Here is a 25161-nt window from a genome sequence, read left to right on the forward strand (position 1 = left end):
ATGGCAACGAAATTTCCATCGTTCAACCAGGGTCTGGCACAGGACCCTACAACCCGTCGTATTTGGTACGGCATCGCAACAGCTCATGACTTTGAAAGTCATGACGGAATGACCGAAGAGCAGCTTTATCAAAAGCTATTTGCTACTCACTTTGGTCATCTAGCCATAATTGGCTTATGGGTTGCAGGGAACCTGTTCCATATCGCCTGGCAGGGCAACTTCGAACAGTGGGTTACCGACCCGCTACATATTCGCCCAATTGCCCATGCAATTTGGGACCCTCACTTTGGCCAAGGCATTACAGATGCCTTAACCCAAGCTGGGGCAACCTCTCCTGTAAACATTGCTTATTCAGGTCTTTACCATTGGTGGTACACCATTGGAATGAGGACCAATGCACAACTTTTCCAGGGTGCGATTTTTCTAAATATTCTTGTTTGCTGGTTATTGTTTGCTGGTTGGTTGCATTTACAACCCAAATTCAGACCTTCCCTAGCATGGTTCAAGAATGCTGAAGCTCAATTAAATCATCATTTAGCTGTTTTATTTGGTTTTAGCAGCATTGCTTGGACAGGCCACCTTGTTCATGTAGCTATACCTGAATCAAGAGGTCAGCATGTTGGCTGGGATAACTGGCTAAGCGTCCTACCTCACCCTCAAGGTCTTGCTCCATTCTTCTCATTAAATTGGGGTGCATATGCTCAGAATCCTGATTCCTTAGATGCTGTTTTCGGCACTTCTCAAGGAGCAGGAACAGCTATTTTCACATTCCTAGGAGGACTTCATCCTCAAAGTGAATCTCTATGGCTAACTGATATTGCTCATCACCACCTAGCAATTGGTGTGATGTTCATAATTGCTGGTCATATGTATAGAAATACATTTGGGATAGGCCACACTTTAAAAGAAATAACAGAAGCACATAACACTGATAATCCAAATGATCCTCATACCACTGCCAAGGATGGGCGTCATTTTGGTGTTAATCACAATGGGATTTTTGAGACAGTTAACAACTCTCTCCATTTCCAACTTGGACTTGCTCTTGCTTCTCTAGGAGCTGCATGTAGCTTGGTTGCTCAACATATGGGGGCTCTTCCCTCTTATGCTTTCATAGCTAGGGACTACACAACACAGTCTGCTCTTTATACGCATCATCAATACATAGCTATGTTCTTGATGGTTGGAGCTTTCTCTCATGGAGCAATATTCTTTGTTCGGGACTATGATCCAGAACTAAATAAAGGTAATGTTCTTGCAAGAGTTTTAGAAACTAAAGAAGCCCTAATTAGTCATCTAAGCTGGGTGACTATGCTGTTAGGTTTCCATACCCTTGGCATATATGTTCACAACGATGTTGTAGTTGCTTTTGGTAATCCAGAAAAGCAAATACTTGTTGAACCAGTTTTCGCTCAAGCCATCCAAGCATTTAGCGGAAAAGTCATGTATGGCATTAACGCCCTCTTGGCAAATGCCAATAGTTCAGCAACCCTTGCAGCGAACAGCATGCCTGGCAATCACTATTGGATGGACATGATTAACAGGCAAGATGCCTTAACTAATTTCCTTCCAATTGGACCTGCTGATTTCTTAGTTCACCATGCGATTGCACTTGGTTTGCATACAACTGCATTGATCCTTATTAAAGGAGCTCTTGATGCACGAGGATCCAAACTCATTCCTGATAAGAAAGATTTTGGATATGCCTTCCCTTGTGACGGTCCTGGTAGAGGAGGTACCTGCGATAGTTCAGCTTGGGATGCTACTTACCTCGCTATGTTCTGGGCACTTAATACAATTGCTTGGATCACCTTCTATTGGCACTGGAAGCATTTGGCTATTTGGCAAGGCAATGTTGCTCAATTCAATGAATCAGGAACTTATCTAATGGGATGGTTCAGAGATTATCTGTGGCTAAATAGTTCACAGTTAATCAATGGATATAATCCATTTGGGGTAAATGCTTTGTCTCCTTGGGCATGGATGTTCCTATTTGGCCACTTGATATGGGCTACTGGTTTTATGTTCTTGATCTCCTGGAGAGGGTACTGGCAAGAACTAATAGAGACTCTTGTGTGGGCTCATCAACGTACTCCAATTGCCAATCTTGTTGGTTGGAGAGATAAGCCGGTAGCACTTTCTATTGTTCAGGCCCGTTTAGTTGGTTTAACACACTTCACTGTTGGTAACTTTGTAACCTTTGGTGCTTTTGTGATTGCCTCTACTTCAGGTAAATTCGGATAACTAAGCCTAGTTGAGAGTAGAAAGGAAAGGAAACCCTGTCAGCAGTTATGTTGACAGGGTTTTTTCTTGAATATTCCATTTCCGCAATTCATTTGCGAAAGCAGGTAACAAAAAATTATCTTCAGCTAAAGTTTTGCCTTCAGAAAACACTATCAATAACATAGTCATCCCTTGAGGTGTAATGAACCAAGCCGCATCATGCCTTGCTTCACTCATTAAACCAGCTTTGCTCCATAATTTTGTCCCTTTGATTAATCCTTCGCCAAGAAAGCCATCTATCTGATTATCAGGATTACTCTTTCTTGTCATAAGGTCTAAAGAACGAAAAAGCAGTCGTTTTAGATTATTGGTTGCCTTTGGGGTTAGCAAAATCCCCGTCATCAAAGCTTCAAACAACCTTGCAGTTCCAATGGTGGTTAATGCGTTTCTATTGTTATTATTTCGCCCATAGAAATCACTATCACGTCCAAAAGGTCCATCACCCCAAGTTTTTTGGCAACAATTAATAGATTTAAATTCTGACCAATTAAAACTACGAATCCAATCATTGATCAAATATCTCTGTTTTTTCCAAATTTCCCATCCTTCCCCTTTTAAAGAAGGCCCACTGGTAGTGGCTGTTAAGAGATCCACAATATAGCTTGTTGCATCATTGCTGGAATTAACAATCATGTCAGCTATCGCTCTACGCATTTCAGTCGAGTCAACTAACAAATCTTTTTGCAACCAAGTTTCAATAGCACATGCATAGAACAACTTAACTACACTGGCAGGGTATATAAGTTTGTTTTCCAACCAACCAGCTCCTATTCCACTAAATGGCTCTGGATTCTGAGTTTTATAACAAACCCACGTGATAGAAACTTTCTTATGAAGATCTGGTCTGGATTCTTTCTCAAATCTCTCGATTAATTCACGCAACAAAATCCCCATCTCAGGATTATGAATGTAAAAGCTCATCGCATGTGTATGTAATCAATGGCTGTACTAAAAATAGCTTGTCAAAAAGAGACTCTTATCCCTGGGAGCCTCTGGTTACTAAATAATAATATTAATGGCTACAAAAATATTGCAAGCAATGAACTTGCAACAGAGGTAATTGCTGGAAGGAAATTCGAAATAATATATGACACCCAATCAACATCACCTCCCTCTGAAAAAGAAAGAGTCAAAGTTCGGCTATTGGAGGATGGTTACATTTGTTGGCTTGAAATAAGAGATATTTTTGATCAAATTGAAACTACTGCGCCCTGGGAGCCAATATTGCTTGAGAAACATGAAATCGCTAATAGATTACCTAAAATCTTAATTTGGATAGAAAAAACATCTAAATCTCCTAATCAATATTTGTGGGGTGGAACTGCAGGGCCAAACTTTGATTGTTCTGGCTTAGTACAAACTGCATTTTCCTCAGAAGATATTTGGTTACCTCGTGATGCTTATCAACAAGAGAAATTTTGTAAGCCAGTAGATTTTAATAAAAATACTTTAAAAGAAATTATTCCAGGTGACTTATTATTTTTTGGAGATAGCAAAAAATGCACGCATGTTGCCATATACAAAGGCAAAGGTAATTATTGGCATAGCTCAGGCACAAAAAATGGTAGGAATGGTATAGGCATAGATACCTTGAACCCCATACATAAAAATTCTATTTCCTCTTATTATTCCTCAATCTTAAGAGGAGCAGGGAGAGTTGAATCTTGTCATGATGGGTCTTCAATAGCCTAATCAATCAAAACATCCAAAATTATTCTTTAATGATCAATCAAATAGATATATCTATTGTTATTCCTATCTTCAATGAGGAAGAAAGTCTTCCTCAACTTGTGCAAGAAGTATTAAATTCAATGAGACCAACTCAAGAGAAATTTGAACTGATTTTAGTTAACGATGGTTCTTCTGATAAAAGTGCTGAAGTCTTATCAAAGCTAAGTAAAGAGATCCCAGAGTTAATATGCATCTTACTTAGGAAGAATTATGGTCAAACTGCTGCAATGGCAGCAGGTTTCGACATATCCAATGGAGAAATAATAGTTAGCCTTGATGGTGATCTTCAAAATGATCCTGCAGACATACCATTACTTATAGATAAATTAAGAGATGGTTTTGATTTGGTTAGTGGATGGAGGTACGATAGGAAAGATTCAATAATTACTAGAAAATTTCCTTCTAAAATTGCAAATAAACTTATCGGGAAAGTAACAGGTGTTATTCTTAATGATTACGGTTGTTCTTTAAAAGCCTATCGACGTGAAGTGCTTTCTGATATGAAATTATATGGAGAGCTTCATCGTTTTTTACCTGTACTTGCCAATATTGAAGGTGGAAGAATAACTGAGATAAAAGTTAATCACAGAGCACGCAGATTTGGCAAAAGTAAATATGGAATTGATAGGACTTTTAGAGTCATGATGGATTTATTGACTATTTGGTTCTTAAACAGATTTCTAACTAGACCAATGTATATTTTTGGTTTTGGAGGGATAATTGCAATATTAAGTAGCTTACTAACAAGCTTTTACTTGTTAATAATGAAAATATTAGGAGAAGATATTGGCAATCGTCCCCTTTTAACATTTTCATTAATTCTTGGTGTCGCTGGTGTACAACTTTTTTGTTTTGGGCTTCTAGGTGAATTGCAAATACGTACATACCATGAAAGCCAAGGTCGCCCTATTTATCGCATTCGAGAAACATTAAGAGGATGACGAACTAACTTTATATTTTTAGTGTTCTGACTATGACCTTTAAATCTAGCAATTGCACTTGCTGCTTTTGCCACTACACGACTATCAACATCTCTCAAACCTAATTTTAATATCGGAAGAACTGACAAATCTCGCCATTTATCAGCTATTTCCATAGCCAGCAATCTTTCTTCTGACCCAGAGCAAATCAATCCTTTCATATATTTTCTAAGGTTGGATTTTTCTTTTGCAGTTTTTGGAGGCTGAAAATCAAAGAAATCCGAATGCATCTTAATTTTTTCTATATGAGCTGGCTCTGAGCGGTAAACCAAAGACATATGGTTTACATAACGATACCCCGAGAACTTAGTCGCAAGAAGTCTTTTTGGCTTTCGGCCAAATCCCAAAAGCGTTATAGTAATCAGCAAGGCAGCACCTGCAGCGAAAAATTGATTCATCGATTTAGAAGTGATAGATGTGTCATTGATTCGTATTGGATTGAACTTTTATGTCACCAATGGGGTCTTTACGTTTCTATTACACGTTAACTCTATACAGTAATGGTGGAACTTTTGGTATTTCCAATGTCTAGCGAGTTTGCCGCGACCTGGCTTCCTGCTGTCTTCGTCCCTCTTATAGGGCTTGTGACACCAGCAGTCTTTATTGTGCTCATTGGTCGGTACATCACAGCAACCGACTGAAACACATTTTGTTTCCCTTAAGTCAACAAAGTTCTTTATACGCCCATGACTGAATTCCAAGACCCTTTTTTAAAGTCATCTGAACCTGTCAAATTCAACGAAAAATACGTTGACAGCTCAGTTCGCCCTGGAGACATAGGAATTGTCGATCAGTGGGCTGTAACACCAGTCTCTGATCCATGCGTTGGTAATTTGTCGACACCTGTTAACAGTGGATATTTTACAAAAGCATTCCTAAATAATCTTCCCTTTTATAGGGGTGGACTTTCTCCAAATTTTCGTGGCCTAGAAGTAGGCGCGGCTTTTGGATATTTACTTTACGGTCCTTATGCAATGACTGGGCCGTTAAGAAATACAGATTATGCTCTTACCGCTGGATTATTAGGAACCATTGGAGCAGTTCACATACTTACAGCTTTATTGGTTTTATATAATGCCCCAGGCAAGGCACCTAATATCCAACCCTCGGACTGCACTATTAACAATCCACCAGCAGATTTATTTACGAGATCTGGCTGGGCAGATTTTACCAGTGGATTCTGGCTAGGTGGTTGCGGTGGAGCAGTATTTGCCTGGTTACTGTGTGGCACGCTTCATCTAGATACAATAATGCCTATCGTTAGAGGAGTTTGGGCAGCTGGTTAGTATCATTAATTGTTGATCGAAAAAATTGCCCGAGAAGGTTTAAACACTTTCTCGGGCAATTTTTTTCGATCAGCTACAACTTTGAATATCCTTTAAATGATTTTAATTGAAAAGCATAAACAATTCATTTCTTGGTATCAAAAAAAGCTTGGCCTAAGTGATTACGGTTTGCTATGGCTAGTTTTTTTTAAAGGAGTAATAGTTACTCTAATTATTCAAAAATTGCTAATAAATTAGTTCAAGAACATGATCTTTCTATCAATTTATTAGATCAACTCAACGAATATTTGTTGAGTTGACATAGAGCGGAGAGGGAGGGATTCGAACCCTCGACAGGAGTTGCCTCCTGTAACTCCTTAGCAGGGAGCCGCTTTCAACCACTCAGCCACCTCTCCAGCAATATCAATACCTTATCAAGCCAAGATTCATAAATAAAGAAATCATGCTGATTCCTTCAGAAATATCAAATTACCACTCTGGGCAGCCGGTATTTAAAACTACACAAAATCTCCCAAGGAATAGATCCACTTATTTCGCTCCAATCATATGGTGTTATCGCTGAATCTCCATCAACCCCAAGTAGAGTAACAACTGATCCTATTTGTATTTGAGGACTTTCAGTGATATCTATAACAAGTTGATCCATCGTTATTGAACCCACTTGTGGATAAAACTTTCCATCAATTAATACAGACATTTTCCCAGATAACGCACGACTTATACCATCAGCATATCCAATTCCCACAACTGCAAGTCTACTAGGGCGCTGCGTTATAAAAGTATGGCCATAACTAACTCCTGTGTCAGAAGGAACATCTCTCAAAAGAGTAACTTTTGCTCTAACAGCCAAAGCAGGCTGCAAAGAGAAATTATTCCTTAAATCTTTTAAAGGGCTATAACCATACAAAGCCAAGCCAACTCGAACCATATCAAAATGTAGTCCTTTGTCTCTAAGAGTTCCTGCTGAATTAGCTAGATGCCTGTAAAGAGGCTTTCCTCTTGGCATCACGCTTGACAAAAGTGTTTCAAATTTTTCTTTCTGTTTGCTAGTAAATGAATTTGCTTGACCATTTGCTTCTACATCAGCCAAAGCAAGATGACTATAAATTCCTCGAAGAGAAAGATTTTTAAGGTTGTCAACAAGTTGAATCAGCTCTGAGGCAAGCCTTAAATCGCATCCCAGCCTTGTCATGCCTGTATCAACTTTTATATGGACACAAAACTCTTTGTCGTGAGATTCAGCAATTTGATTGCACAATAAGGCCTCTCTAGCACTGCTTAATGTGGGCATTAAATCCCAATGAATGCAAGCATCTAAATCTTCGGGATTAATTAAATTGCCAAGAACAAGTATCGGACAAACAATCCCTGCCTTTCTTAGCTCCAATGCTTCCTGCAATGTTGCCACTCCTAAATTAGTAGCACCACCAGCCAAAGCAGCTTCGGCAACAGTTTCAGAACCATGCCCATAACCATCTGCTTTAACAACTGCCATCAACAAGCACTGTTCATCTAATAAACTTCTAATGGCAAGAGTATTTGCCTTTATTGCATCTGGGGACACCTCTACCCAAGCTCTCTGGCGTGGATCAATTTTATTTAAAGGCATAGAAGTGGTAGCCAAGATAAAAGCAACTTTCCTTCAATACAAGTATGATGATTCAAAATTAACCAGCTGGCAGAATGAGCCAGGTTCTAGTATTAAATGCATCTTATGAGCCTCTGAACATCACCACTTGGCGGAGGGCTACAGTGCTGATGATGAAAGGGAAGGCTGAAAGTTTAGAAGAAGATTCAAACCATCCCATTAGAAATAATATAAATCTGCCAACTGTTATAAGACTGCGATATTTCATTAAAATTCCATATAGAGAAGTTGCGCTTAATAGGAAGAATCTCATTCAAAGAGACAATTATTGCTGCCAATATTGTGGATATGCTGGAGAAAAATTATCAATTGACCATGTTCTTCCTAGAAGCAGAGGAGGCAAAGATTCATGGGAAAACGTTACTACAGCATGCCTGTCATGCAACATAAAAAAAGGTGATCAAACGCCTAAAGAGGCAAACATGCCATTAAAAAGACAGCCTCATAAGCCATTTGGGACACTATCATTTGAAGCAACTAAACAAATCGACTCGGGACTGTATAAAGAGTGGAGTAAATACGTAATAGGATGGAGGAATACAACGTAAAAATTACTCTTCTGATTGATTGCCCAACTTTTCCATTTTCAATCTTTGTTCTTCGGCAATACAAGCACCTATCAAATCATCCAATTCCCCTTCTAGCACTGTCTCTAATGGAAAATTTACACCTAAGCGATGATCAGTAGTACGATTGTCCTTGTAATTGTATGTACGAATTTTTTCACTCCTATCACCAGTTCCGACTTGGGCTAATCTTGCAGAACGCTCTTTAGCATTAGCCTCTTCAATTTCCCTCTCTAATAATTTAGCTCTAAGTATCTCCAAGGCTCTTTCTCTATTTTGCAATTGAGAACGTTCCTGTGTACAGAAAACTCTTATCCCTGTTGGCTTATGCAGTAAATCAACAGCTGTCTCTACTTTATTTACGTTCTGTCCACCAGCTCCTCCAGATCTAGCAGTACTTATTTCTAAATCAGTTGGTTCTAATTTAACTTCTACTGGATCTGCCTCGGGCATTACTGCCACTGTTGCAGTAGAAGTATGAACTCTCCCTTGTGATTCTGTAGCAGGAACTCTCTGCACCCTATGCACACCAGCTTCGAATTTAAGTTGGCTAAAGACTGCTTTCCCTTTGACAGAGATAATCAATTCACGAAACCCACCCAAGTCAGCCTCAGTTGCACTCATAGCCTTTACGACCCAACCTACTTTGAGACCATATCTCTCATACATTCTTGCCAAATCACCTGCCCAAATACAGGCTTCATCCCCTCCAGCACCAGCTCTAATCTCAAGCATTACACTTCTTTCATCTCTTGGGTCTTTAGGCAAAAGGGCTAAAGTCAATCGATTAACTAAATCTTTCTCAAGCTCTTCCAATCTGATTAACTCTTCTTGGGCTAATGCCTCCATCTCTTTATCTGATTTACTTTGACGAAGTAACTCTTTTGCTTCTTTGTACTCCAAATCTATCGCTTGAAGTTCTTTATAATCTAAAACCAAAGGCTCTAATCTTGCTCTCTCTCTGGCAATTGTTTCTAGTTTTTTTGGGTCTGATGCAACATCAGGATCGGCTAATTGCAATTCCAAGTTGTTAAAAGTTGCACTTGCTGTCTCTAATCTTGCTTTCAAGGTTGAAGTGTCCATACCACATCAACTCAAAATGTTTGTAAATAAATTAATTAGGACCCCTTTGATGATGAATCCTCAGAAGTTTCTTTTTTAGATGACTTTGTATTCTTAGTGCTATCTTCATCGGGATTAGCCATGCCATATTTACGCATAAAGCGATCCACCCTACCTTCAGTATCAAGAATTTTTTGAGTGCCGGTAAAGAATGGATGATTTCCACTCCAAACATCAACATGAATCTCAGGTTGAGTCGAGCCAGTAGTCATAACGACCTCTCCATTGCAAATAACCTTTGCATCTGGATACCAATTAGGGTGTATATCTTTTTTGGGCATTACTAAAAATAGTGTGAGAGTACAGGGGATGAAAAAGAAGTTTTTAGCGTTTAGAGAACTGAGGTGCTTTACGCGCTTTCTTTAATCCATATTTACGCCTTTCTTTAGCCCTAGGGTCTCTACTAAGATGACCCTCTGTTTTTAAAGGTTTGCGATTATCTACAGATAGTTCACATAAAGCCCTAGCAGCTCCTTGCTTAATTGCATCAGACTGCCCAGTAAGACCGCCACCATAGACGTTGACTAAAACATCATATGCTTCTCCTAATCCAAGTGTATGCAATGGGGCTTTTACAGCAGAAAGATATGCAGGATTAAAATTCAAATAATGATCTCCTGGTCGTCCGTTAATTGTGATTTTTCCAGTGCCTGGAATTAATCTGACTCGAGCTACAGAAGTTTTTCGTCGGCCAGTGCCCCAATAGACAACAGCATTCTTGGAAGAACTATTCATTTAACTAATTCGTTGGTAGTAATACTAAGAACCTGAGGGTTTTGAGCCGAATGAGGATGCTCAGAGCCCTTATAAACCTTCAACTTTCTAAAAAGTTGTCTGCCAAGAGCATTGTGTGGAAGCATTCCTTTAATAGCTTTTTCAACAATTCTTTCAGGAATTCTTTCTTGAAGTGAATTAAAAGTTTCTACTTTCATTCCTCCAGGACGTCCTGAATGCCGGCGATAAAGCTTTTGCATTCCCTTTTTACCAGTAACCTTAATTTTTTCAGCATTGACAATGATGACAAAATCCCCTGTATCTAAATGAGGAGTAAAGCTAGGTTTGTTCTTTCCTCGAAGAACAGAAGCCACCTCAGTAGCCAGTCTTCCAAGCGTCTGATTTTCGGCATCTACGAGATACCACTGACGATTGATTGAGTCGATGGAGGGAGTAATAGTCTTGTTCATCTCTCCGGCATGCCGGGTTTAATTATGCCACTGTTTTGAACAGGGCCTGGTCTATGAGAGTAAGACCAAACCAATGATCTATAGCTCAAATAAATATTTTACACTTTTAAGGAAGCTTTTAGAAAAAAATTCAGAAAGTCCTTTTAAAGAAGAATCTAAATAATTCTTTCTGGAGGATCATTCGTAAGTAATAAAAAACCTGGAAAACTGTCAAAAACAATATTTTCACGAAAAATAGATTCCTTATATCCTGCGCGAATAAAACAAAGACCACGTGCAGGTGCAGCCTCTTTAACTTCGGATCTCAGTTTTAATTTCCATCTTGTTTCGAAATCATTAATAGAAAGCCTATGTTCTCCTATTGATACAAGTTGCCCTACGAGTAATCTGACCATCCCATACAAAAAACCACTTGCTTGGATATCAAAAACTAATAAATCTCCATGCCTTACAAGCTTAACCTCTTGAATTGTTGTAAAAGCATGGGTGCGATTACTTCCACTTCGCTGAAAAGCAGAAAAATCATGCATTCCAATAAGTCCTTTTGCAGCTTCTTCCATTAATTCTTCATCAAGTTGATATTGGTATTTATGCCAAGTCCAAGGGTTTAAAAAGAGGTTTGGAGTACATCCGTTATAAATGATATAGCGATATCTTCTATATACAGCTGAATGACAAGCATGCCAATCAAGAGATTGCTCAACAGAATCACGAACTCTAATTGCTTCTGGCAATCTCCCATTTAAAGCAGAAGGCCACCTATGAACAGGAATTGGGCCAAAACTATCAAAATGTACTACTTGCCCAGCAGCATGAACCCCAGCATCAGTTCTACCAGCTGCAACAACTTTTGCTGGTTTAGAAGAATCTAATGAGAAAATGGCGTCTTCAAGAATTGCCTGAATAGTGTGTCCAACTTTCTGACGTTGCCATCCAGAAAAATTTGAACCTTGATATTGAATTGATAATGCAATTCGTTTGATTTTCGATTCTTTGTTGCAGTCAAAACCTTTTGTAGTTGCCATTTCATTAAGCAACTTTCCAATTATTCAAACAAGTTCAATAATTGCCATTTCAGCATTATCCCCTCGTCTAGGAACAGTTCTAACTATGCGAGTATATCCACCTTGTCTGTCACCATAACGTTCTTGAGCTTTTTCAAAAAGAGAATGAACCAGTTTTTTATCATAGATATATCCAATCGCCCTTCTTCTTGCAGCAAGACTTCCATCCTTTGCAAGACCAATCATTCTTTCAACTTCATCTCTTAGGGCTTTAGCCCTTGTTTTCGTTGTTGTAACCCTGCCTTCACGTATCAACTGTGTAGTTAAACCGCGTAATAAAGCTTTTCTCTGATCTGCTGGGCGCCCAAGTTGTGGGACTCGAAGTTGATGTCGCATGTTATGAAAGCTCCTGAAACTAATAAAAATTTAAATTTATGCAGAAGTTCTGCTCTGAGGAATAGAAATACCTATTCTCTCAAGAGCTTCTATAACTTCATCTGCGGATTTAGAGCCAAAGTTTTTAATCTCTAATAGATCTTCATAACTAAAGCCCATCAAATCTGAAACAGAATTGACTTGAGCTCTCTTAAGACAGTTGTAAGCTCTAACTGAAAGATTCAATTCCTCTAAAGGAATCTGGGCTTCTGCAGTCGGTTCAGGTTCTTGAGGGACCTCCTCAACCATTGTGACAGTTGCTAACGGCTGGAATAGCTCTATCAACTGATTAGCTGCCTCGGCCACAGCATCGTCAGGAGTTATTGAACCATCAGTAACAATTTCCATTCGTAATCTTTCACGCGTTGAACCACCTTCAGATACTGCGGTTTCATCGATAGTGAAATTGACTTTTTTAACCGGCATAAACACAGCATCAATCTGAAGCAGGTCGATAGCAGTAGTAGCTTCATTGCGCCTATCTACAGGGCGATATCCAACCCCTCTTTCAACATGAAGTTCTAACTCCAAGCTATGCCCGGAATGTACAGTTGCGATTGGACGATCAACATCAACAATTTGAACTTGAGAAGAAAATTGAAGATCACGAGCTTTGACTTCTGCTGGTCCAGTTACAACAAGGCGGCCAATTTCTAACTCTTGACTTCTACTGTTGACGGTGAGCTCTTTACAATTCAGAAGAATATCGAGAACATCCTCGCGAACTCCAGGGACAGTTGCATATTCATGATTTACTCCTGAAATACGCACCGCTGTTACTGCACTGCCTTCTAGGCCACCCATAAGTACTCTTCTAAGAGAGTTACCCAAGGTTGTTGCCTGCCCTCTTTCAAGAGGGCCTATTAGGAATATTCCTGTTTGGGAGCGATCATCAGAAACTTGATGTTCGATCCGATCAATCTGGTATTGCAACACGGGCTAAATCAAATAAGAAAGAGTTTAAAGAAATTCACATTAAGTGAAGTGAAGCGAAGAAGGTTAAACGCGCCTGCGTTTTGCCCTTCTACAACCATTGTGAGGGAGAGGTGTCACATCTCTAATCAATGTGATCTCAAGACCAGCCACTTGTAGTGCACGAATAGCTGTTTCACGACCAGAACCGGGTCCTCTTACGAGAACCTCGATCTGACGCATGCCTTGATCAAGTGCTCGCCTAGCTGCAGCTTCAGCTGCAGTTTGCGCCGCAAATGGTGTACCTTTTCTAGCTCCTTTAAAGCCACTTGCACCTGCTGATGACCAAGAGATAACTTCTCCATTTGTATCAGTTATAGAAACAATTGTGTTATTGAAGGTGCTTTGAATGTGCACAACACCGTTTGGGACGTTGCGCTTAGACTTCTTTGAACCTGTTTTCTTTGCTGGTGTGGCCATTAGATGGGGCCTGCTTGGTAGTAAATGGGGAGGGGAACCTTCTTTATTAAAAGGTAGAAAATTTAGATCTTATTTTTTCCTTCCTGCAACAGTTTTACGAGAACCTCTACGAGTACGCGCATTTGTTCTAGTACGTTGTCCTCTAACGGGAAGACTCATTCGGTGACGACGGCCACGGAGACATCCTATGTCCTGCAGTCGTTTAAGAGCCATGCCCTCTTGACGACGCAAATCTCCTTCAATAGTGAAGGATTCAGTCGCAGCTCTTAGTTTTTGAACATCACCATCTTCTAAATCCTTTACACGTATATCAGGGTTGACCCCTGTTTTTGCAAGGATATTTTGGGCTCGGGTTAAACCAATCCCATATATATAGGTGAGGGCAATTTCAACCCGTTTGTCACGGGGTAAGTCAATGCCGGCGATTCTTGCCACTTAAACTTTGAATCAAAGGAGAAGAAAATCCACTCTGTGAGTAGAAAGAAGATTGCTAGAAAAAGTACTTGATGAAAAAACACCTTAAACTTTTAATCTAGTAATTTGCCAAAGAATTACCCCTGACGTTGTTTGTGTTTTTGAGTAGCAGTACAAATGACCATTACCCTGCCATGGCGACGAATCACCCGGCACTTTTCACACATTTTTTTGACTGAGGCTCGCACCTTCATTGGGTGAGGCTCCCCATATTTGCAAAGGTCTATTTTACTACACCATTCAGCTTAATGCTTCCTTGATCCGACTATTAACATCTTCGACACTCCCGCAACCATTAATAGACTTAAGAATTCCTTGTTTTTTGTAGTGATCTACTAATGGAGAAGTTTGGTCTTTATATATCTTGAGTCTATTCTTTATAACTGCTTTATTGTCATCTTTTCTACCTCGTCCAAGCATTCTCTCAGTCAAAATTTCATCGTCTATTTCTATTAAGAGAACAATTTCAATAGGCTGTGAAATTCTTCCAAGCAAATTTTGTAACAAACTAGCTTGTGCAAGATTCCTTGGGAATCCATCCAAAAGCCACCCTTCTGAATATTTGATAAGTCTTTTTTCAACAATAGATATAACAATTTCATCACTTACAAGCTCACCTTTATTCATTATCAATTCAGCTTTTTTCCCTAAATCGGTTCCCCCAGAAACTTCTTCGCGTAATAAATCTCCTGTAGACAAATGCAAAAAACCTTGATCTTTACAAATAAGGCTTGCCTGTGTACCTTTCCCTGCACCAGGGGGACCTAAAAATAGCAATCGATTCTTCATTGAATTCATCTAGAAAAGTTTTTGTAGGAAATCATTGCCGAACAAGACCTTCATACCTTTGTGAAATCACATAAGTCTGAACTTGTTTAGCAGTATCAATTGCAACCCCAACGAGAATCAATAAAGAGGTTGCACCTAAACCTTGAAATGTTTGAACATTGGTAGCTCTCTCGACTGCAGCAGGAACAATTGCAACAGAACCTAAAAAAAGTCCTCCTAGCAAAGTCAGCCTATTTTGAACACCTGAAAGATACTTTGATGTTGCACTACCAGGCCTCACCCCTGGAATTGCTACACCCCCCCTCTTTAAATTTGCTGCAATGTCAATGGGATTAATTGTCAAAGAAGCATAAAAATATGCAAATCCAAGAATTAAAGCAAAAAAAGTAATTGCATAAGGCCAAGGATTTGCAGAACTTGGATTCAAAGCACTAGCAGCTTGTATTAAAAGTGGGTTTTTAGTGAAATTGGCAATTGTAATTGGAAGAAAAATCAACGCAGAGGCAAATATGATCGGCATCACTCCCCCAGCATTTAATTTTAAAGGCAAATAACTTTGTCTGGTTGGTAATAAAGCAGTACCGCCTATTTGTCTTTTGGCACTCACAATTGGCAATCTTCTCGCACCTTCTTGGACGAAAATAATTCCTACAATAGTTATCAAGAAAACTATTAAAAGAACAATTATTCCAAATACATCATTTCTGTCCCCAGTTTGGGCCTTCTCAATCGTAGAACTAAGTGCCTTAGGAAGAGTTGCCACGATATTCAAGAAAATAACTAATGAAGCGCCCTGACCAATACCCTTTTCGGTAATAATTTCACTCAGCCACATAACAATCATTGATCCAGTAACTAATGCAATTGCTGTTTGAAAAACAAATGCAGTTTCACTCAAACTCTCAATTGCATATTGTCTAAGAATTAATGCAAAAACTAAGCTCTGCATAAGCCCCCAACCAAGAGCGACATAACGAGTTATCTGAGAAATCTTTCGACGCCCTGCTTCACCTTCATTTTTCTGCAAATCTTCCAACTGAGGCAAAGCCGCAGTTAATAATTGAATAATGATTGATGCATTAATGAAAGGCAAAATACCTAAGGCGAAAATGCCAAGAGTTGAAATACCTCCCCCAGTAAATATGTCTAGGAAACCAATAAGCTGTCCTCCTTGCTGAATAAATTCCTTAAAAGCTTCTCTGTCTATTCCAGGTACAGGAATATATATACCAAGTCTTACAAACAACAACATGCCTAAAGTTATTAGAACCCTTCCCCTAAGTTCCTTATTTAGAACTAGTTGGGTAATAACTTCTGATGCACTCGGATTGCGACCTCTAGTAACAAGCATGTACTGAAATAATGAATTTCAATCTAATAAGTAAAATGTAGTAAAGAAAACTTTGCCTTGCCCGGTTTACTCAAAAACCTCACAGCTGCCTCCAGCTCCTTCGATCTTAGTTTTAGCAGAAGCAGTAAATGCAGCAGCTTGAACTACAAGCTTAACTTTTAAATTACCATTACCTAAAACTTTTAAAGGGTACTTAGGGCTAGTAACTATACCGGTTTTCACTAACGAATCTAGATTTACTGTGCTGCCTTCTTTCAGTGAATTTAAAGATGCAACATTTATTAGGGTAAAAGATTTGGAATTAACTAAAGGAAAATGTTTTAACTTGGGAACTCTCCTATATAAAGGCATCTGACCACCTTCAAATCCAGGACGCGTTGGCCTACCTGATCTGGATTTTTGGCCTCTCATTCCAAAACCACAACTTGCTCCTTGACCAGCAGCAATCCCACGGCCTTTTCGCGTTTTTCTCTTACGAGCTCCTTTATTTGGTTTTAAAGAATCGAGGCTAATAGAAGTCATTTGAAATCAAGAGTAAATCTGTTCGAGGGATATGCCTCGTTCTTTTGCAGTAGCTTTATGAGTGCGTAATAACGATAAAGCTACCATTGCAGCTCGCGCATTATTTAGTGGTGTTTTACTACCCAATCGTTTAGCTAAAACATTTTTAATACCTGCAAGTTCTAAGACAGTACGAATAGAACCACCAGCAATTACACCAGTACCAGGAGCAGCAGGGCGTATTAAAACACTTGCGGCGCCATCCCTCCCGTTAGAAAGAGTTGGGATTGAACTATTTGGAGTCAAAGGAACTCTTACAAGATTCTTTTTACCATCAGCTACACCCTTTCTTACTGCTCCAATGACATCTCCTGCCTTGCCTACACCTACACCTACCTGACCTTTTTCATTACCAACTACAACTATTGCCCTAAAACTCATTTTCTTACCACCTTTAACAGTCTTTGAGACTCTTCGGATCTGAATAACTCTCTCTTGCCATTCTGAATCTCTATCCTGATTCCTTCTATCAGAACGACGCCCTCGTCGCTCTCCTCCGCGGCTATTGCCTCTTTTTTGCTCCTGTTGTTGGCCTTCAGCAGCAGCGGGCACAGGAGACGAGGAATTCTCTTTTGATTTGCTCTTTGCTTTAGTTTCAGTCATTTTAAAAAGGAGGAATTCAGAATGTAAGGCCAGCTTGACGAGCAGCTTCAGCTAGAGCTTTAACCCTGCCATGATAAAGACTGCCACCACGATCAAAAACAACTTGCTTAATACCTTTACCAAGAGCTCGTTTTGCAAGCATTTCACCTACAGCCGTAGAAGCAGCACAAGTACTTGCATTAACTTTACTATTTGAGAGAAACTCCTTTTCAAGAGTTGAAGCTGCGCAAAGAGTATTTTGAGCTACATCATCAATAACTTGAGCATAAATATGATTATTTGATCTGAAAACAGCAAGACGAGGCCTCTGATCTGTTCCACTTAAGTTACGACGAAGTCGTTTGTGCCGTTTTTGAGTTTTTTGTTTTCTAGAGAGAGTTGACATAATTAAAAAAGAGTATTTTTAGTTGAAGAAAATTTTATTTCTTCCCAGACTTGCCAGCCTTTCTGAGGATACGTTCGCCCAAGTACTTGATTCCTTTACCTTTGTAAGGCTCAGGTGGGCGAATAGCTCGGATTTTTGCAGCCTCATTTCCCACAAGCTCTTTATCAATACCGCTTACCAATACATTCGTATTATTTTCCACCTTAAAAGTAATCCCTTCAGGAGGTATTACCTCAACTGGATGGCTGTATCCAGCACTCACGACAAGTGTCTTACCCTTCACTTGTGCTCTAGAACCTACTCCAACAATCTCCAATTGCTTTGAATAACCATTGTTCACACCTTCAATCATATTGGCAACCAACGTCCTAGAAAGGCCATGCCGTTCTCTAGACTTTCTTTTCTCACTATCTGCAGAAACTATTATTAATCCATCTGTTTGATCAATAGTTACTCCTTCAGGGAGAGTTCTAGTTAATTCACCTTTAGGTCCTTTTACAGTTACCAAAAGTCCATCTAAAGTCACAGCGACCTTTTCAGGAACTGGTATAGGTTTTTTGCCAATCCGAGACATAATAAAAGCTCCTTAATAGACGTAGCAGAGAACTTCTCCGCCAACCCCTTGTTTTCGGGCATCCCTGTCACTCATAACTCCCTTAGAAGTAGAAATAATTGCGACCCCTAGCCCACCAAGAACCTTTGGCAGGCCTCGATTATTTTTATAAATACGCAATCCAGGTTTACTAACTCTCTTCATAGAGCGAATTGTTGGATGACGATGCTTACCGCTGTATTTCAATTCAAGTACAAGCTGAGTTTTAACTCCTTCTCCCTCCTCACTGACTTGAGAAATAAATCCCTCATTTTGAAGAACTTTAGCAATGCTTCTAGACATGCGAGAGGCAGGGATTCGAGTATTCTCATGACGCTTTTGACTCGCATTCCTAATACGAGTAAGCATGTCTGAAATTGGATCGTGATTAGCCATAGTTTCAGTTACTCCGGAAAGGCATTCCCATCTCCTTAAGAAGAGCTCGGCCCTCCTCATCGGTTCTGGCACTGGTAACAATCGTTATATCCATACCTCTAATAGCATCAATTTTATCAAAAGATATTTCAGGGAAAATAAGTTGTTCTTTTACTCCAAGAGTAAAGTTCCCTCGACCATCAAAACTTTTCGGGCTAACCCCTCTAAAATCCCGAATCCTAGGCAGGGCAAGATTGATTAATCGCTCTAAAAATGCATACATTCTTTCTCCACGAAGAGTAACCGCACAACCAATTGGCATACCCTGACGAATCTTGAAACCTGCAATTGCCTTTTTGGCTCGTGTTACAAGAGCTTTCTGACCAGTAATTGTTGAGACTTCAGAAAGAGAAGCTTCTAGCGCTTTAGAATTCTGTGCTGCTTCTCCTAAGCCCCTATTAACATTGATTTTGACAACTTTAGGGACTTGATGCAGATTTGAGAAACCTAAATCCTTCAATAATTTAGGTCTAATGGTCTCTCGATAACGATTTTTGAGTGACATGGTTGTTTGAGAAAGGATTCTGGTCTTAGTTAGAATTAATAGAAGAAAATTTCTTAAAGAGAAGGGGGAAAGAAATACTGCAAATTAATCAATCAATTCGCCAGTTTTCTTAAGCCGTCGTTTTTTAGAGCCATCCTTATCGATAAAAACTTCAACTCGACTTGCAGTTTTTTGCTTTGTGGAATAAACCATCACATTGGAAGCATGAAGTGAAGCTTCTTCAGTCACAATCCTTCCTGATTCACCTTCTTGTGTTGGTTTCACATGACGTGTACGAAGATTAATACCTTGAACTATTACACGATTTTCAATTGGCAAAGTTTTTAGCACTTCTCCGGTTTTACCTTTTTCCTTACCATTAATAACTTGGACCGTATCCCCTTTTCGAATACGCATCTTGATAGGTAAAGAAGCTTTTTTAGTTTGATTAAGATTGAACATTTAAATCACCTCCGGAGCTAAAGAAACTATTTTCGTATAATTGCGTTCTCGCAATTCACGAGCAACAGGACCGAAAACCCTTGTGCCACGAGGGTTTTTATCTTCATTTATAAGTACTGCCGCATTGTCATCAAACCTAATTGAGTTACCTGTCTCTCTTCTCAAGGTTGCTTTTGTACGAACCACAACAGCTTTAACAACATCTGATTTTTTAACACCCATATTAGGTACAGCATCTTTCACCGCTGCAACTATCACATCACCGACATGTGCATATCTGCGATTAGAACCAAGAACACGTATGCACTGCAAGCGCTTTGCTCCACTATTATCTGCGACAGTAAGATATGTCTCTTGTTGAATCATTTGACAGCCTCCTTTTCTTGCTTAGTGGTTCTCAATACTTCAGCAACAGACCATCGTTTAGTAGCACTTAATGGGCGAGTTTCAGTAATACGAACTCTGTCACCCACCTTGCAATTATTCTCTTCATCGTGAGCTTTGTATCGAGTGGTTCTACTAACCGTCTTTTGATAGATGGAGTGTGGAAAACGGTTTACAACCGCAACAACAACTGTTTTATCCATCTTGTCACTAACAACGGTTCCTAATCTTTCCTTGAGTGCCATGATTTTAAAAAGATTTTGTTTTAGGTATTGGAGCGACTACGCTCGCCCTGAGCAGTTAGAAGCTGTGCCAATTGAACACGCGCTTTCTTAAATCGATGCGTTTCATTTAGCTGCCTAGTTGCACGCTGGAAACGTAGATCAAACAGTTCGCGACGAGTGACATCGATTTTTTCTTTGATCTCAATGTCAGTCAATTTGCTGACATCTAATTTTTCTGATTCAGCCATGATTTAAGACTCCAAGGGGGTAACTGATGATGCACTAGACGCTTCAGTGCCAGCCTGAGCAGCAGCAGTTTCAGTTTCATCTGAGGGCAAGAATGATGACTTTGGAGGCGCCTTACCAACTTGAGTAGGCTTCTCTCCTTCAGCTAATGCCAAGAATTTTGTTTTTATTGGAAGCTTGTACTGAGCAAGACGCATTGCTTCTTTAGCAATTTCCTCAGTGATTTCTTCTCCACCCATTTCAAAAAGTATTCGGCCAGGCTTTACAACAGCAACCCAAAATTCAGGATTACCTTTTCCTGAGCCCATACGAGTTTCGGCAGGCCTCATTGTGACTGGTTTGTCCGGGAAAATACGAATCCATATTTGCCCACCACGCTTGACATATCGAGTCATAGCCCTACGACTTGCTTCAATCTGTCTTGATGTAATCCAGCCACACTCTTGGGCTTGTAAAGCAAACTGACCAAAAGCAATTTTATTGCCTCTAGTAGCAACGCCTCTCATGCGACCGCGTTGCTGCTTACGAAATTTAGTACGTTTTGGACTAAGCATGTTTATACCTCCTTATTTTCCATCATTAGATCTGTCCTCAAATTGTTGAGGCCTTCGATTGCCTTTCCTTCTAGGACTTGCTCCCACAGGCAAAGGCTGTTCTTCTTTAGAAAGAACTTCACCTTTAAAAACCCAAACCTTAATGCCAAGAACGCCATACGTTGTATTGGCAGTCTTATTTGCATAATCAATCTCGGCTCTAAGAGTATGTAGAGGGACACGTCCCTCTCTAGTCCATTCAGATCTAGCAATTTCTGCTCCATTCAAACGGCCACCTACCTGAATTTTTAGGCCAAGAACTCCAGCCCTTTGAGCTCGTTGAACCGCCATACGTATCGTTCTTCTGAAAGCGACTCTTTTTTCAAGTTGCTGAGCTATGTATTCAGCTAAAAGGTGTGCATCTGCATCAACTCGTTCAATTTCAACAACATTAATACGTACCTGTCTACTGCGATCACCAATTGTCTTTTGTATTCCAGATCTTAACTCTTCAATTCCACTGCCTTGACGACCAACGATCACTCCTGGACGTGCAGTTTTGAGCTCAACCTCGAGTTGATCTGCTTTACGCGCAATCAAAACATCACTGATACCTGCAGCCCCATACTTCTTTTGAATGAAAACTCGAATACGGTCATCCTCCTGAAGTAGTAAAGGATAGGTTTTACTTGAGGCATACCAACGAGAACGATGTTCTTGAGTAATTCCTAAGCGTAAACCGTTTGGGTGGATTTTATGTCCCATCAGTCAGAAGCCTCCGTGGTCGTTGATTGATTAGAAGGAGCCACAGCAATACTGATATGGCAAGTTTGTTTTTTAATGGCAAATGCCCTCCCTTGAGCTCTTGGTCGATAACGTTTCATAGAAGGACCCATATCAGCTGAAGCAGTTTTAATAATTAAAGAAGAAGGGTCCATCCCAAGATTGTTCTCTGCATTAGCTACAGCAGAACGAAGAACTTTAGTTATTGGGCCAGTCGAGCGATAAGGCATGAACTCAAGCATTATCAAAGCATCGCGATAGGTTCTACCACGAATTTGATCTAATACACGACGAACCTTAGAAGCAGAACCTCGTATAAAACGACCATGTGCTTGAGCAAGTGGTAAGTCTGACATGATTAACGGCCTCCTTTTTTATCTTTCATATGGCCTCTATAGGTTCTAGTAGGAGCAAACTCTCCTAACTTATGGCCAACCATCTGCTCAGTAATAAAAACAGGCACATGAGTCTTACCGTTATGAACGGCAATAGTATGACCAATCATCATTGGAAGAATTGTGGAAGCCCTGGACCAGGTCTTAATGACGGATTTGTCATCATCACTATTTTGTTTTTCAACCTTTTTAATAAGGCTGTCGGCAATAAAAGGGCCTTTTTTGAGTGAACGTCCCATGGAGAGTTAAGAGAAATACATGACTATGAAGAACATCAAGAATCACGTCCTCCTCGACTCCTTTTGGAGACTCGACGACGTTTCCTAAGAACAAACCTATTACTAGGCTTATTACGTTTTCGGGTCTTCAACCCGAGGGCTGGTTTTCCCCAAGGAGTTACAGGGCCAGCACGGCCAACTGGTGCACGACCCTCACCTCCACCGTGGGGATGATCACAAGGATTCATAACGCTTCCTCTAACTTGAGGCCGCCTTCCTAACCAACGTCTTCTACCCGCTTTGCCTAAACTTGTATTTCGAATTTCTGAATTCCCCACTTCTCCGAGTGTGGCATAGCATTCTCCTCTAACTAATCTAACTTCTGTGGAAGGAAGCTTTAAAGCTACATACTCTCCTTCCTTAGCCATAAGCTGAGCACTTGATCCAGCACAACGAACCATTTGTCCGCCTCTCCCTGGATACAATTCCACGCAGTGAACACTAGATCCTAACGGAATAGAAGATAACGGTAGTGCATTACCTATCTCAATTGGAACATCTTTCCCCGATAGCACTTCTTGCCCAATGCTTATTCCAGCTGGAGCTAAGATATACCTCTTTTCGCCATCTTTGTAAAAAAGCAATGCTAAACGAGCATTGCGATGTGGATCATAGTGAATCGCAGCAACCTTCGCTGGTACACCATGCTTATTGCGACGAAAATCAACCAATCTATATTGCCTTTTATGTCCACCTCCTCTATGGCGACATGTAATAACCCCTCTATTATTGCGTCCTTTTAAGCGGTGCTTTGCAATAACTAGAGAACGTTCGGGTTTGCGACCAGTTACCTCATTAAAGTCTGTGACGACCCTTGTACGGGTACCAGGTGTATAAGGACGGAAAGTACGGATTGCCATTTTTAACTTTCAGAATCTGGGAATAATTGAATGGAATTACCTTCAGCCAATCTCACAATGGCCTTCTTAACCTGAGCTCTTTTACCAGAAAAGCGCCCAACTCTCCTGCTACGCCGAGGAGGATTCATAGTACTAATACCAATTACTTTTACATCAAACAGTTTCTCTACAGCTGCCTTGATATCAGGCTTTGCCGCGCGATGATCAACTTCGAAAGTATATTGATTGATATCAAGGCCTTTCGTAGCTTTTTCTGTAATCAACGGACGTCGAATTACATCAGCAAGTCGCTCTTTAAACATCTCAGTCATCTCCATATACCTCTTTAATTTTGCCTAAAGCATCTTCACCAATAATCAAGGAGTTGGCATTAAGCAAGTCAAAAACATTGAGGTGCTCTGCGGCAATTAATTTTACCTTCTCTAAATTCCTTACAGATCGACGAATAATATCGGAAGGTTGAGAAAGAATTATAAGCACTTTGGAGTTCGATGAAATATCCAAACGTGCAAGAAAATCTTGAATTTCCTTAGTCTTTGGAACTTTAAGCTTGGAACCAAAGTCTTTGACAGCAATGACATCATTGAATCTAGCCATTAGAGCAGTCCTTAACGCTAAGCGTCTTTCCTTGCGATTCATGGAGAGATTATATTGTCTTGGCTTAGGACCAAAAATAATTCCTCCTCCAGGGCGAAGAGGAGTTCTAATAGAACCCTGCCTAGCCCTACCAGTACCTTTTTGCTTGTAAGGTTTACGACCTCCACCTCGCACTTCAGCTCTAGTCAAAGTACTTGCAGTGCCTTGGCGGGAATGAGCCTGCTGGCGTAGAACAGCTCTATGCATTAAATCAACAGCACTAGAATCTTTAGCAACCTTTAAATTTAAGCTCGCTTTACCAGCTTCCTTACCCTGCCAATCAAGAACAGCACAATTAGCCATTACTTATTCCCTCCTTTTGATGAATTCAATCCAACACACTTAGCGGGACGAATGTTAAGCAAGGATCCTGGTTTACCAGGAAGAGAACCCTTGATCACTAAAAGATTTTTATCGCTATCTACCTTCATAATCATGAGTCCTCTGGTAGTAATCTTCTTGCCACCATAACGACCTGCCATCCTTTTACCTGGATAAATTCTTCCAGGCGTAGTGCCAGCACCTGTAGAACCAGGTTCCCGGTGATTTTTTGAACCATGGCTCATTGGTCCGCGACTAAAACCATGTCTTTTTTGATACCCAGAAAAACCTCTACCCATACTGGTACCACTAACATCTACTTTCTGTCCTTCCTCAAAATCACCAACTGTAATTTGAGCTCCTAACTGAAATTCTCCAACATCTTTTACGCGATATTCACTCATGTAGCGCAACAAGTCATCTCCAGACTTTGCAAGATGACCTTGAAAAGGCTTATTGATTAATTTCTCACGCACAGCACCAAAGGCAATCTGAACAGCAGAATAACCATCAGTTGCTGAACTTTTAAGTTGAGTAATTCGACAAGGACCTGCCTCTACCAAAGTAACTGGTATAGACCTACCCTTCTCATCAAAGAACTGGGACATGCCCAATTTCTTCCCTAAAATGCCTATAGACATAAGAACAATAAAGCCAGCTTGTGAAGCACTTAATTAAAAGCAACTTATATTGAGTTATTAGCTGATTAAAAACCCTGAATTAACAAAAAAGTC

General features: G+C 40.1%; 39 protein-coding genes and 1 tRNA gene. 6 read left to right on the forward strand and 34 right to left on the reverse strand.

What is annotated here, in order from left to right:
- Nucleotides 1–2244, forward strand: coding sequence for a photosystem I core protein PsaB (gene psaB, locus PRO_RS08200; protein WP_011125822.1), 2244 nt, complete (start codon nucleotides 1–3; stop codon nucleotides 2242–2244).
- Nucleotides 2245–2289: 45 nt separating this feature from the next.
- Here psaB and PRO_RS08205 read toward each other — a convergent pair whose 3' ends face one another.
- Nucleotides 2290–3204 carry a serine hydrolase gene (locus tag PRO_RS08205; RefSeq protein WP_011125823.1) on the reverse strand — a complete coding sequence of 305 codons (915 nt, stop codon included), beginning with the start codon at nucleotides 3202–3204 and terminating at the stop codon, nucleotides 2290–2292.
- Nucleotides 3205–3222: 18 nt separating this feature from the next.
- On the opposite strand from PRO_RS08205, the gene PRO_RS08210 reads away from it, so the two are divergent.
- Nucleotides 3223–3975: a C40 family peptidase gene (locus tag PRO_RS08210; RefSeq protein WP_011125824.1), complete on the forward strand. Its 753-nt coding sequence runs from the start codon at nucleotides 3223–3225 to the stop codon at nucleotides 3973–3975.
- 29 nt (nucleotides 3976–4004) lie between these two features.
- On the forward strand, nucleotides 4005–4955 hold the full coding sequence (locus PRO_RS08215) for a glycosyltransferase (protein ID WP_011125825.1): 951 nt from the start codon (nucleotides 4005–4007) through the stop codon (nucleotides 4953–4955).
- Here the strand turns inward: PRO_RS08215 and PRO_RS08220 are convergent.
- Nucleotides 4925–5392: a hypothetical protein gene (locus tag PRO_RS08220; protein ID WP_011125826.1), complete on the reverse strand. Its 468-nt coding sequence runs from the start codon at nucleotides 5390–5392 to the stop codon at nucleotides 4925–4927. The genes PRO_RS08215 and PRO_RS08220 overlap by 31 nt on opposite strands.
- 126 nt (nucleotides 5393–5518) lie before the next feature.
- Here PRO_RS08220 and PRO_RS08225 point away from each other — a divergent pair, with 126 nt between their 5' ends.
- Both PRO_RS08225 and PRO_RS08230 read left to right on the forward strand, forming a co-directional pair.
- Nucleotides 5519–5635, forward strand: a complete 117-nt coding sequence (locus tag PRO_RS08225; protein WP_011125827.1) for a photosystem I reaction center subunit VIII — start codon at nucleotides 5519–5521, stop codon at nucleotides 5633–5635.
- Between the two features lie 45 nt (nucleotides 5636–5680).
- Nucleotides 5681–6280, forward strand: a complete 600-nt coding sequence (locus PRO_RS08230) for a photosystem I reaction center protein subunit XI (protein WP_011125828.1) — start codon at nucleotides 5681–5683, stop codon at nucleotides 6278–6280.
- A gap of 306 nt (nucleotides 6281–6586) precedes the next feature.
- Here PRO_RS08230 and PRO_RS08235 read toward each other — a convergent pair.
- Nucleotides 6587–6675 (reverse strand) — tRNA-Ser (locus PRO_RS08235).
- A gap of 68 nt (nucleotides 6676–6743) precedes the next feature.
- Nucleotides 6744–7904: an alanine racemase gene (gene alr, locus PRO_RS08240; protein WP_011125830.1), complete on the reverse strand. Its 1161-nt coding sequence runs from the start codon at nucleotides 7902–7904 to the stop codon at nucleotides 6744–6746.
- A 59-nt stretch (nucleotides 7905–7963) separates the two neighbouring features.
- On the opposite strand from alr, the gene PRO_RS08245 reads away from it, so the two are divergent.
- Nucleotides 7964–8476: an HNH endonuclease gene (locus PRO_RS08245; protein WP_011125831.1), complete on the forward strand. Its 513-nt coding sequence runs from the start codon at nucleotides 7964–7966 to the stop codon at nucleotides 8474–8476.
- Nucleotides 8477–8479: 3 nt separating this feature from the next.
- Here PRO_RS08245 and prfA read toward each other — a convergent pair whose 3' ends face one another.
- The 30 genes from prfA to rplC all read right to left on the reverse strand — a co-directional run bounded on the left by prfA (nucleotide 8480) and on the right by rplC (nucleotide 25068).
- Complete coding sequence (gene prfA, locus PRO_RS08250; protein ID WP_011125832.1) at nucleotides 8480–9577, reverse strand: peptide chain release factor 1; 1098 nt, start codon at nucleotides 9575–9577, stop codon at nucleotides 8480–8482.
- Nucleotides 9578–9612: 35 nt separating this feature from the next.
- Nucleotides 9613–9897, reverse strand: a complete 285-nt coding sequence (gene rpmE, locus PRO_RS08255) for a 50S ribosomal protein L31 (protein ID WP_011125833.1) — start codon at nucleotides 9895–9897, stop codon at nucleotides 9613–9615.
- A gap of 43 nt (nucleotides 9898–9940) precedes the next feature.
- Nucleotides 9941–10351: a 30S ribosomal protein S9 gene (rpsI, locus tag PRO_RS08260; RefSeq protein WP_011125834.1), complete on the reverse strand. Its 411-nt coding sequence runs from the start codon at nucleotides 10349–10351 to the stop codon at nucleotides 9941–9943.
- Entirely contained in the window at nucleotides 10348–10800 is a 453-nt protein-coding gene (gene rplM / locus PRO_RS08265) for a 50S ribosomal protein L13 (protein WP_011125835.1), read from the reverse strand. Before rplM ends, rpsI begins: the two co-directional genes overlap by 4 nt.
- Before the next feature lie 155 nt (nucleotides 10801–10955).
- Nucleotides 10956–11825 carry a tRNA pseudouridine(38-40) synthase TruA gene (gene truA / locus PRO_RS08270; protein ID WP_011125836.1) on the reverse strand — a complete coding sequence of 290 codons (870 nt, stop codon included), beginning with the start codon at nucleotides 11823–11825 and terminating at the stop codon, nucleotides 10956–10958.
- Between the two features lie 24 nt (nucleotides 11826–11849).
- A complete protein-coding gene (rplQ, locus tag PRO_RS08275) occupies nucleotides 11850–12200 on the reverse strand; it encodes a 50S ribosomal protein L17 (RefSeq protein WP_011125837.1) in 351 nt (116 codons plus the stop codon).
- A 36-nt stretch (nucleotides 12201–12236) separates the two neighbouring features.
- A complete protein-coding gene (locus tag PRO_RS08280) occupies nucleotides 12237–13175 on the reverse strand; it encodes a DNA-directed RNA polymerase subunit alpha (protein ID WP_011125838.1) in 939 nt (312 codons plus the stop codon).
- Between the two features lie 63 nt (nucleotides 13176–13238).
- On the reverse strand, nucleotides 13239–13631 hold the full coding sequence (rpsK, locus tag PRO_RS08285) for a 30S ribosomal protein S11 (protein WP_011125839.1): 393 nt from the start codon (nucleotides 13629–13631) through the stop codon (nucleotides 13239–13241).
- 69 nt (nucleotides 13632–13700) lie between these two features.
- A complete protein-coding gene (gene rpsM, locus PRO_RS08290; RefSeq protein WP_011125840.1) occupies nucleotides 13701–14066 on the reverse strand; it encodes a 30S ribosomal protein S13 in 366 nt (121 codons plus the stop codon).
- Between the two features lie 116 nt (nucleotides 14067–14182).
- Nucleotides 14183–14299: a 50S ribosomal protein L36 gene (gene rpmJ, locus PRO_RS08295; protein ID WP_011125841.1), complete on the reverse strand. Its 117-nt coding sequence runs from the start codon at nucleotides 14297–14299 to the stop codon at nucleotides 14183–14185.
- 46 nt (nucleotides 14300–14345) lie between these two features.
- A complete protein-coding gene (locus PRO_RS08300) occupies nucleotides 14346–14894 on the reverse strand; it encodes an adenylate kinase (RefSeq protein ID WP_011125842.1) in 549 nt (182 codons plus the stop codon).
- A 31-nt stretch (nucleotides 14895–14925) separates the two neighbouring features.
- Nucleotides 14926–16245 carry a preprotein translocase subunit SecY gene (secY, locus tag PRO_RS08305; RefSeq protein WP_011125843.1) on the reverse strand — a complete coding sequence of 440 codons (1320 nt, stop codon included), beginning with the start codon at nucleotides 16243–16245 and terminating at the stop codon, nucleotides 14926–14928.
- A 66-nt stretch (nucleotides 16246–16311) separates the two neighbouring features.
- Nucleotides 16312–16767, reverse strand: a complete 456-nt coding sequence (rplO, locus tag PRO_RS08310) for a 50S ribosomal protein L15 (RefSeq protein ID WP_011125844.1) — start codon at nucleotides 16765–16767, stop codon at nucleotides 16312–16314.
- Between the two features lie 6 nt (nucleotides 16768–16773).
- Nucleotides 16774–17409: a 30S ribosomal protein S5 gene (gene rpsE, locus PRO_RS08315; protein WP_011125845.1), complete on the reverse strand. Its 636-nt coding sequence runs from the start codon at nucleotides 17407–17409 to the stop codon at nucleotides 16774–16776.
- Between the two features lie 16 nt (nucleotides 17410–17425).
- Nucleotides 17426–17794 carry a 50S ribosomal protein L18 gene (gene rplR / locus PRO_RS08320; RefSeq protein ID WP_011125846.1) on the reverse strand — a complete coding sequence of 123 codons (369 nt, stop codon included), beginning with the start codon at nucleotides 17792–17794 and terminating at the stop codon, nucleotides 17426–17428.
- Nucleotides 17795–17828: 34 nt separating this feature from the next.
- Nucleotides 17829–18368, reverse strand: a complete 540-nt coding sequence (rplF, locus tag PRO_RS08325; RefSeq protein WP_011125847.1) for a 50S ribosomal protein L6 — start codon at nucleotides 18366–18368, stop codon at nucleotides 17829–17831.
- Between the two features lie 12 nt (nucleotides 18369–18380).
- Nucleotides 18381–18782 carry a 30S ribosomal protein S8 gene (gene rpsH, locus PRO_RS08330; protein WP_011125848.1) on the reverse strand — a complete coding sequence of 134 codons (402 nt, stop codon included), beginning with the start codon at nucleotides 18780–18782 and terminating at the stop codon, nucleotides 18381–18383.
- Between the two features lie 4 nt (nucleotides 18783–18786).
- Nucleotides 18787–19326, reverse strand: a complete 540-nt coding sequence (gene rplE, locus PRO_RS08335) for a 50S ribosomal protein L5 (RefSeq protein ID WP_011125849.1) — start codon at nucleotides 19324–19326, stop codon at nucleotides 18787–18789.
- A gap of 84 nt (nucleotides 19327–19410) precedes the next feature.
- Nucleotides 19411–19722, reverse strand: a complete 312-nt coding sequence (rplX, locus tag PRO_RS08340; RefSeq protein ID WP_152557460.1) for a 50S ribosomal protein L24 — start codon at nucleotides 19720–19722, stop codon at nucleotides 19411–19413.
- Between the two features lie 45 nt (nucleotides 19723–19767).
- Nucleotides 19768–20133: a 50S ribosomal protein L14 gene (gene rplN, locus PRO_RS08345; protein WP_011125851.1), complete on the reverse strand. Its 366-nt coding sequence runs from the start codon at nucleotides 20131–20133 to the stop codon at nucleotides 19768–19770.
- Nucleotides 20130–20396, reverse strand: coding sequence for a 30S ribosomal protein S17 (rpsQ, locus tag PRO_RS08350; RefSeq protein WP_011125852.1), 267 nt, complete (start codon nucleotides 20394–20396; stop codon nucleotides 20130–20132). Before rpsQ ends, rplN begins: the two co-directional genes overlap by 4 nt.
- Before the next feature lie 20 nt (nucleotides 20397–20416).
- Complete coding sequence (gene rpmC / locus PRO_RS08355) at nucleotides 20417–20623, reverse strand: 50S ribosomal protein L29 (protein WP_011125853.1); 207 nt, start codon at nucleotides 20621–20623, stop codon at nucleotides 20417–20419.
- Nucleotides 20624–20626: 3 nt separating this feature from the next.
- Nucleotides 20627–21175: a 50S ribosomal protein L16 gene (gene rplP / locus PRO_RS08360; RefSeq protein WP_011125854.1), complete on the reverse strand. Its 549-nt coding sequence runs from the start codon at nucleotides 21173–21175 to the stop codon at nucleotides 20627–20629.
- 12 nt (nucleotides 21176–21187) lie between these two features.
- Nucleotides 21188–21919: a 30S ribosomal protein S3 gene (gene rpsC / locus PRO_RS08365; protein WP_011125855.1), complete on the reverse strand. Its 732-nt coding sequence runs from the start codon at nucleotides 21917–21919 to the stop codon at nucleotides 21188–21190.
- Nucleotides 21919–22293 carry a 50S ribosomal protein L22 gene (rplV, locus tag PRO_RS08370; protein ID WP_011125856.1) on the reverse strand — a complete coding sequence of 125 codons (375 nt, stop codon included), beginning with the start codon at nucleotides 22291–22293 and terminating at the stop codon, nucleotides 21919–21921. The genes rpsC and rplV overlap by 1 nt, the downstream gene beginning before the upstream one ends.
- A gap of 2 nt (nucleotides 22294–22295) precedes the next feature.
- Nucleotides 22296–22571, reverse strand: a complete 276-nt coding sequence (rpsS, locus tag PRO_RS08375; RefSeq protein WP_011125857.1) for a 30S ribosomal protein S19 — start codon at nucleotides 22569–22571, stop codon at nucleotides 22296–22298.
- 35 nt (nucleotides 22572–22606) lie between these two features.
- On the reverse strand, nucleotides 22607–23470 hold the full coding sequence (gene rplB, locus PRO_RS08380; protein ID WP_011125858.1) for a 50S ribosomal protein L2: 864 nt from the start codon (nucleotides 23468–23470) through the stop codon (nucleotides 22607–22609).
- A 2-nt stretch (nucleotides 23471–23472) separates the two neighbouring features.
- Entirely contained in the window at nucleotides 23473–23781 is a 309-nt protein-coding gene (locus PRO_RS08385) for a 50S ribosomal protein L23 (protein WP_011125859.1), read from the reverse strand.
- The gene (rplD, locus tag PRO_RS08390; RefSeq protein ID WP_011125860.1) at nucleotides 23774–24409 is read right to left on the reverse strand and encodes a 50S ribosomal protein L4; all 636 of its coding nucleotides are present in this window, start codon (nucleotides 24407–24409) and stop codon (nucleotides 23774–23776) included. Before rplD ends, PRO_RS08385 begins: the two co-directional genes overlap by 8 nt.
- Nucleotides 24409–25068 (reverse strand): 50S ribosomal protein L3, encoded by a 660-nt coding sequence (gene rplC, locus PRO_RS08395; RefSeq protein ID WP_011125861.1) that lies wholly within the window; start codon nucleotides 25066–25068, stop codon nucleotides 24409–24411. Before rplC ends, rplD begins: the two co-directional genes overlap by 1 nt.
- Nucleotides 25069–25161 lie beyond the last annotated feature (93 nt).

Source organism: Prochlorococcus marinus subsp. marinus str. CCMP1375, from assembly GCF_000007925.1.
GTDB classification, from domain to species: Bacteria; Cyanobacteriota; Cyanobacteriia; order PCC-6307; family Cyanobiaceae; genus Prochlorococcus_E; species Prochlorococcus_E marinus.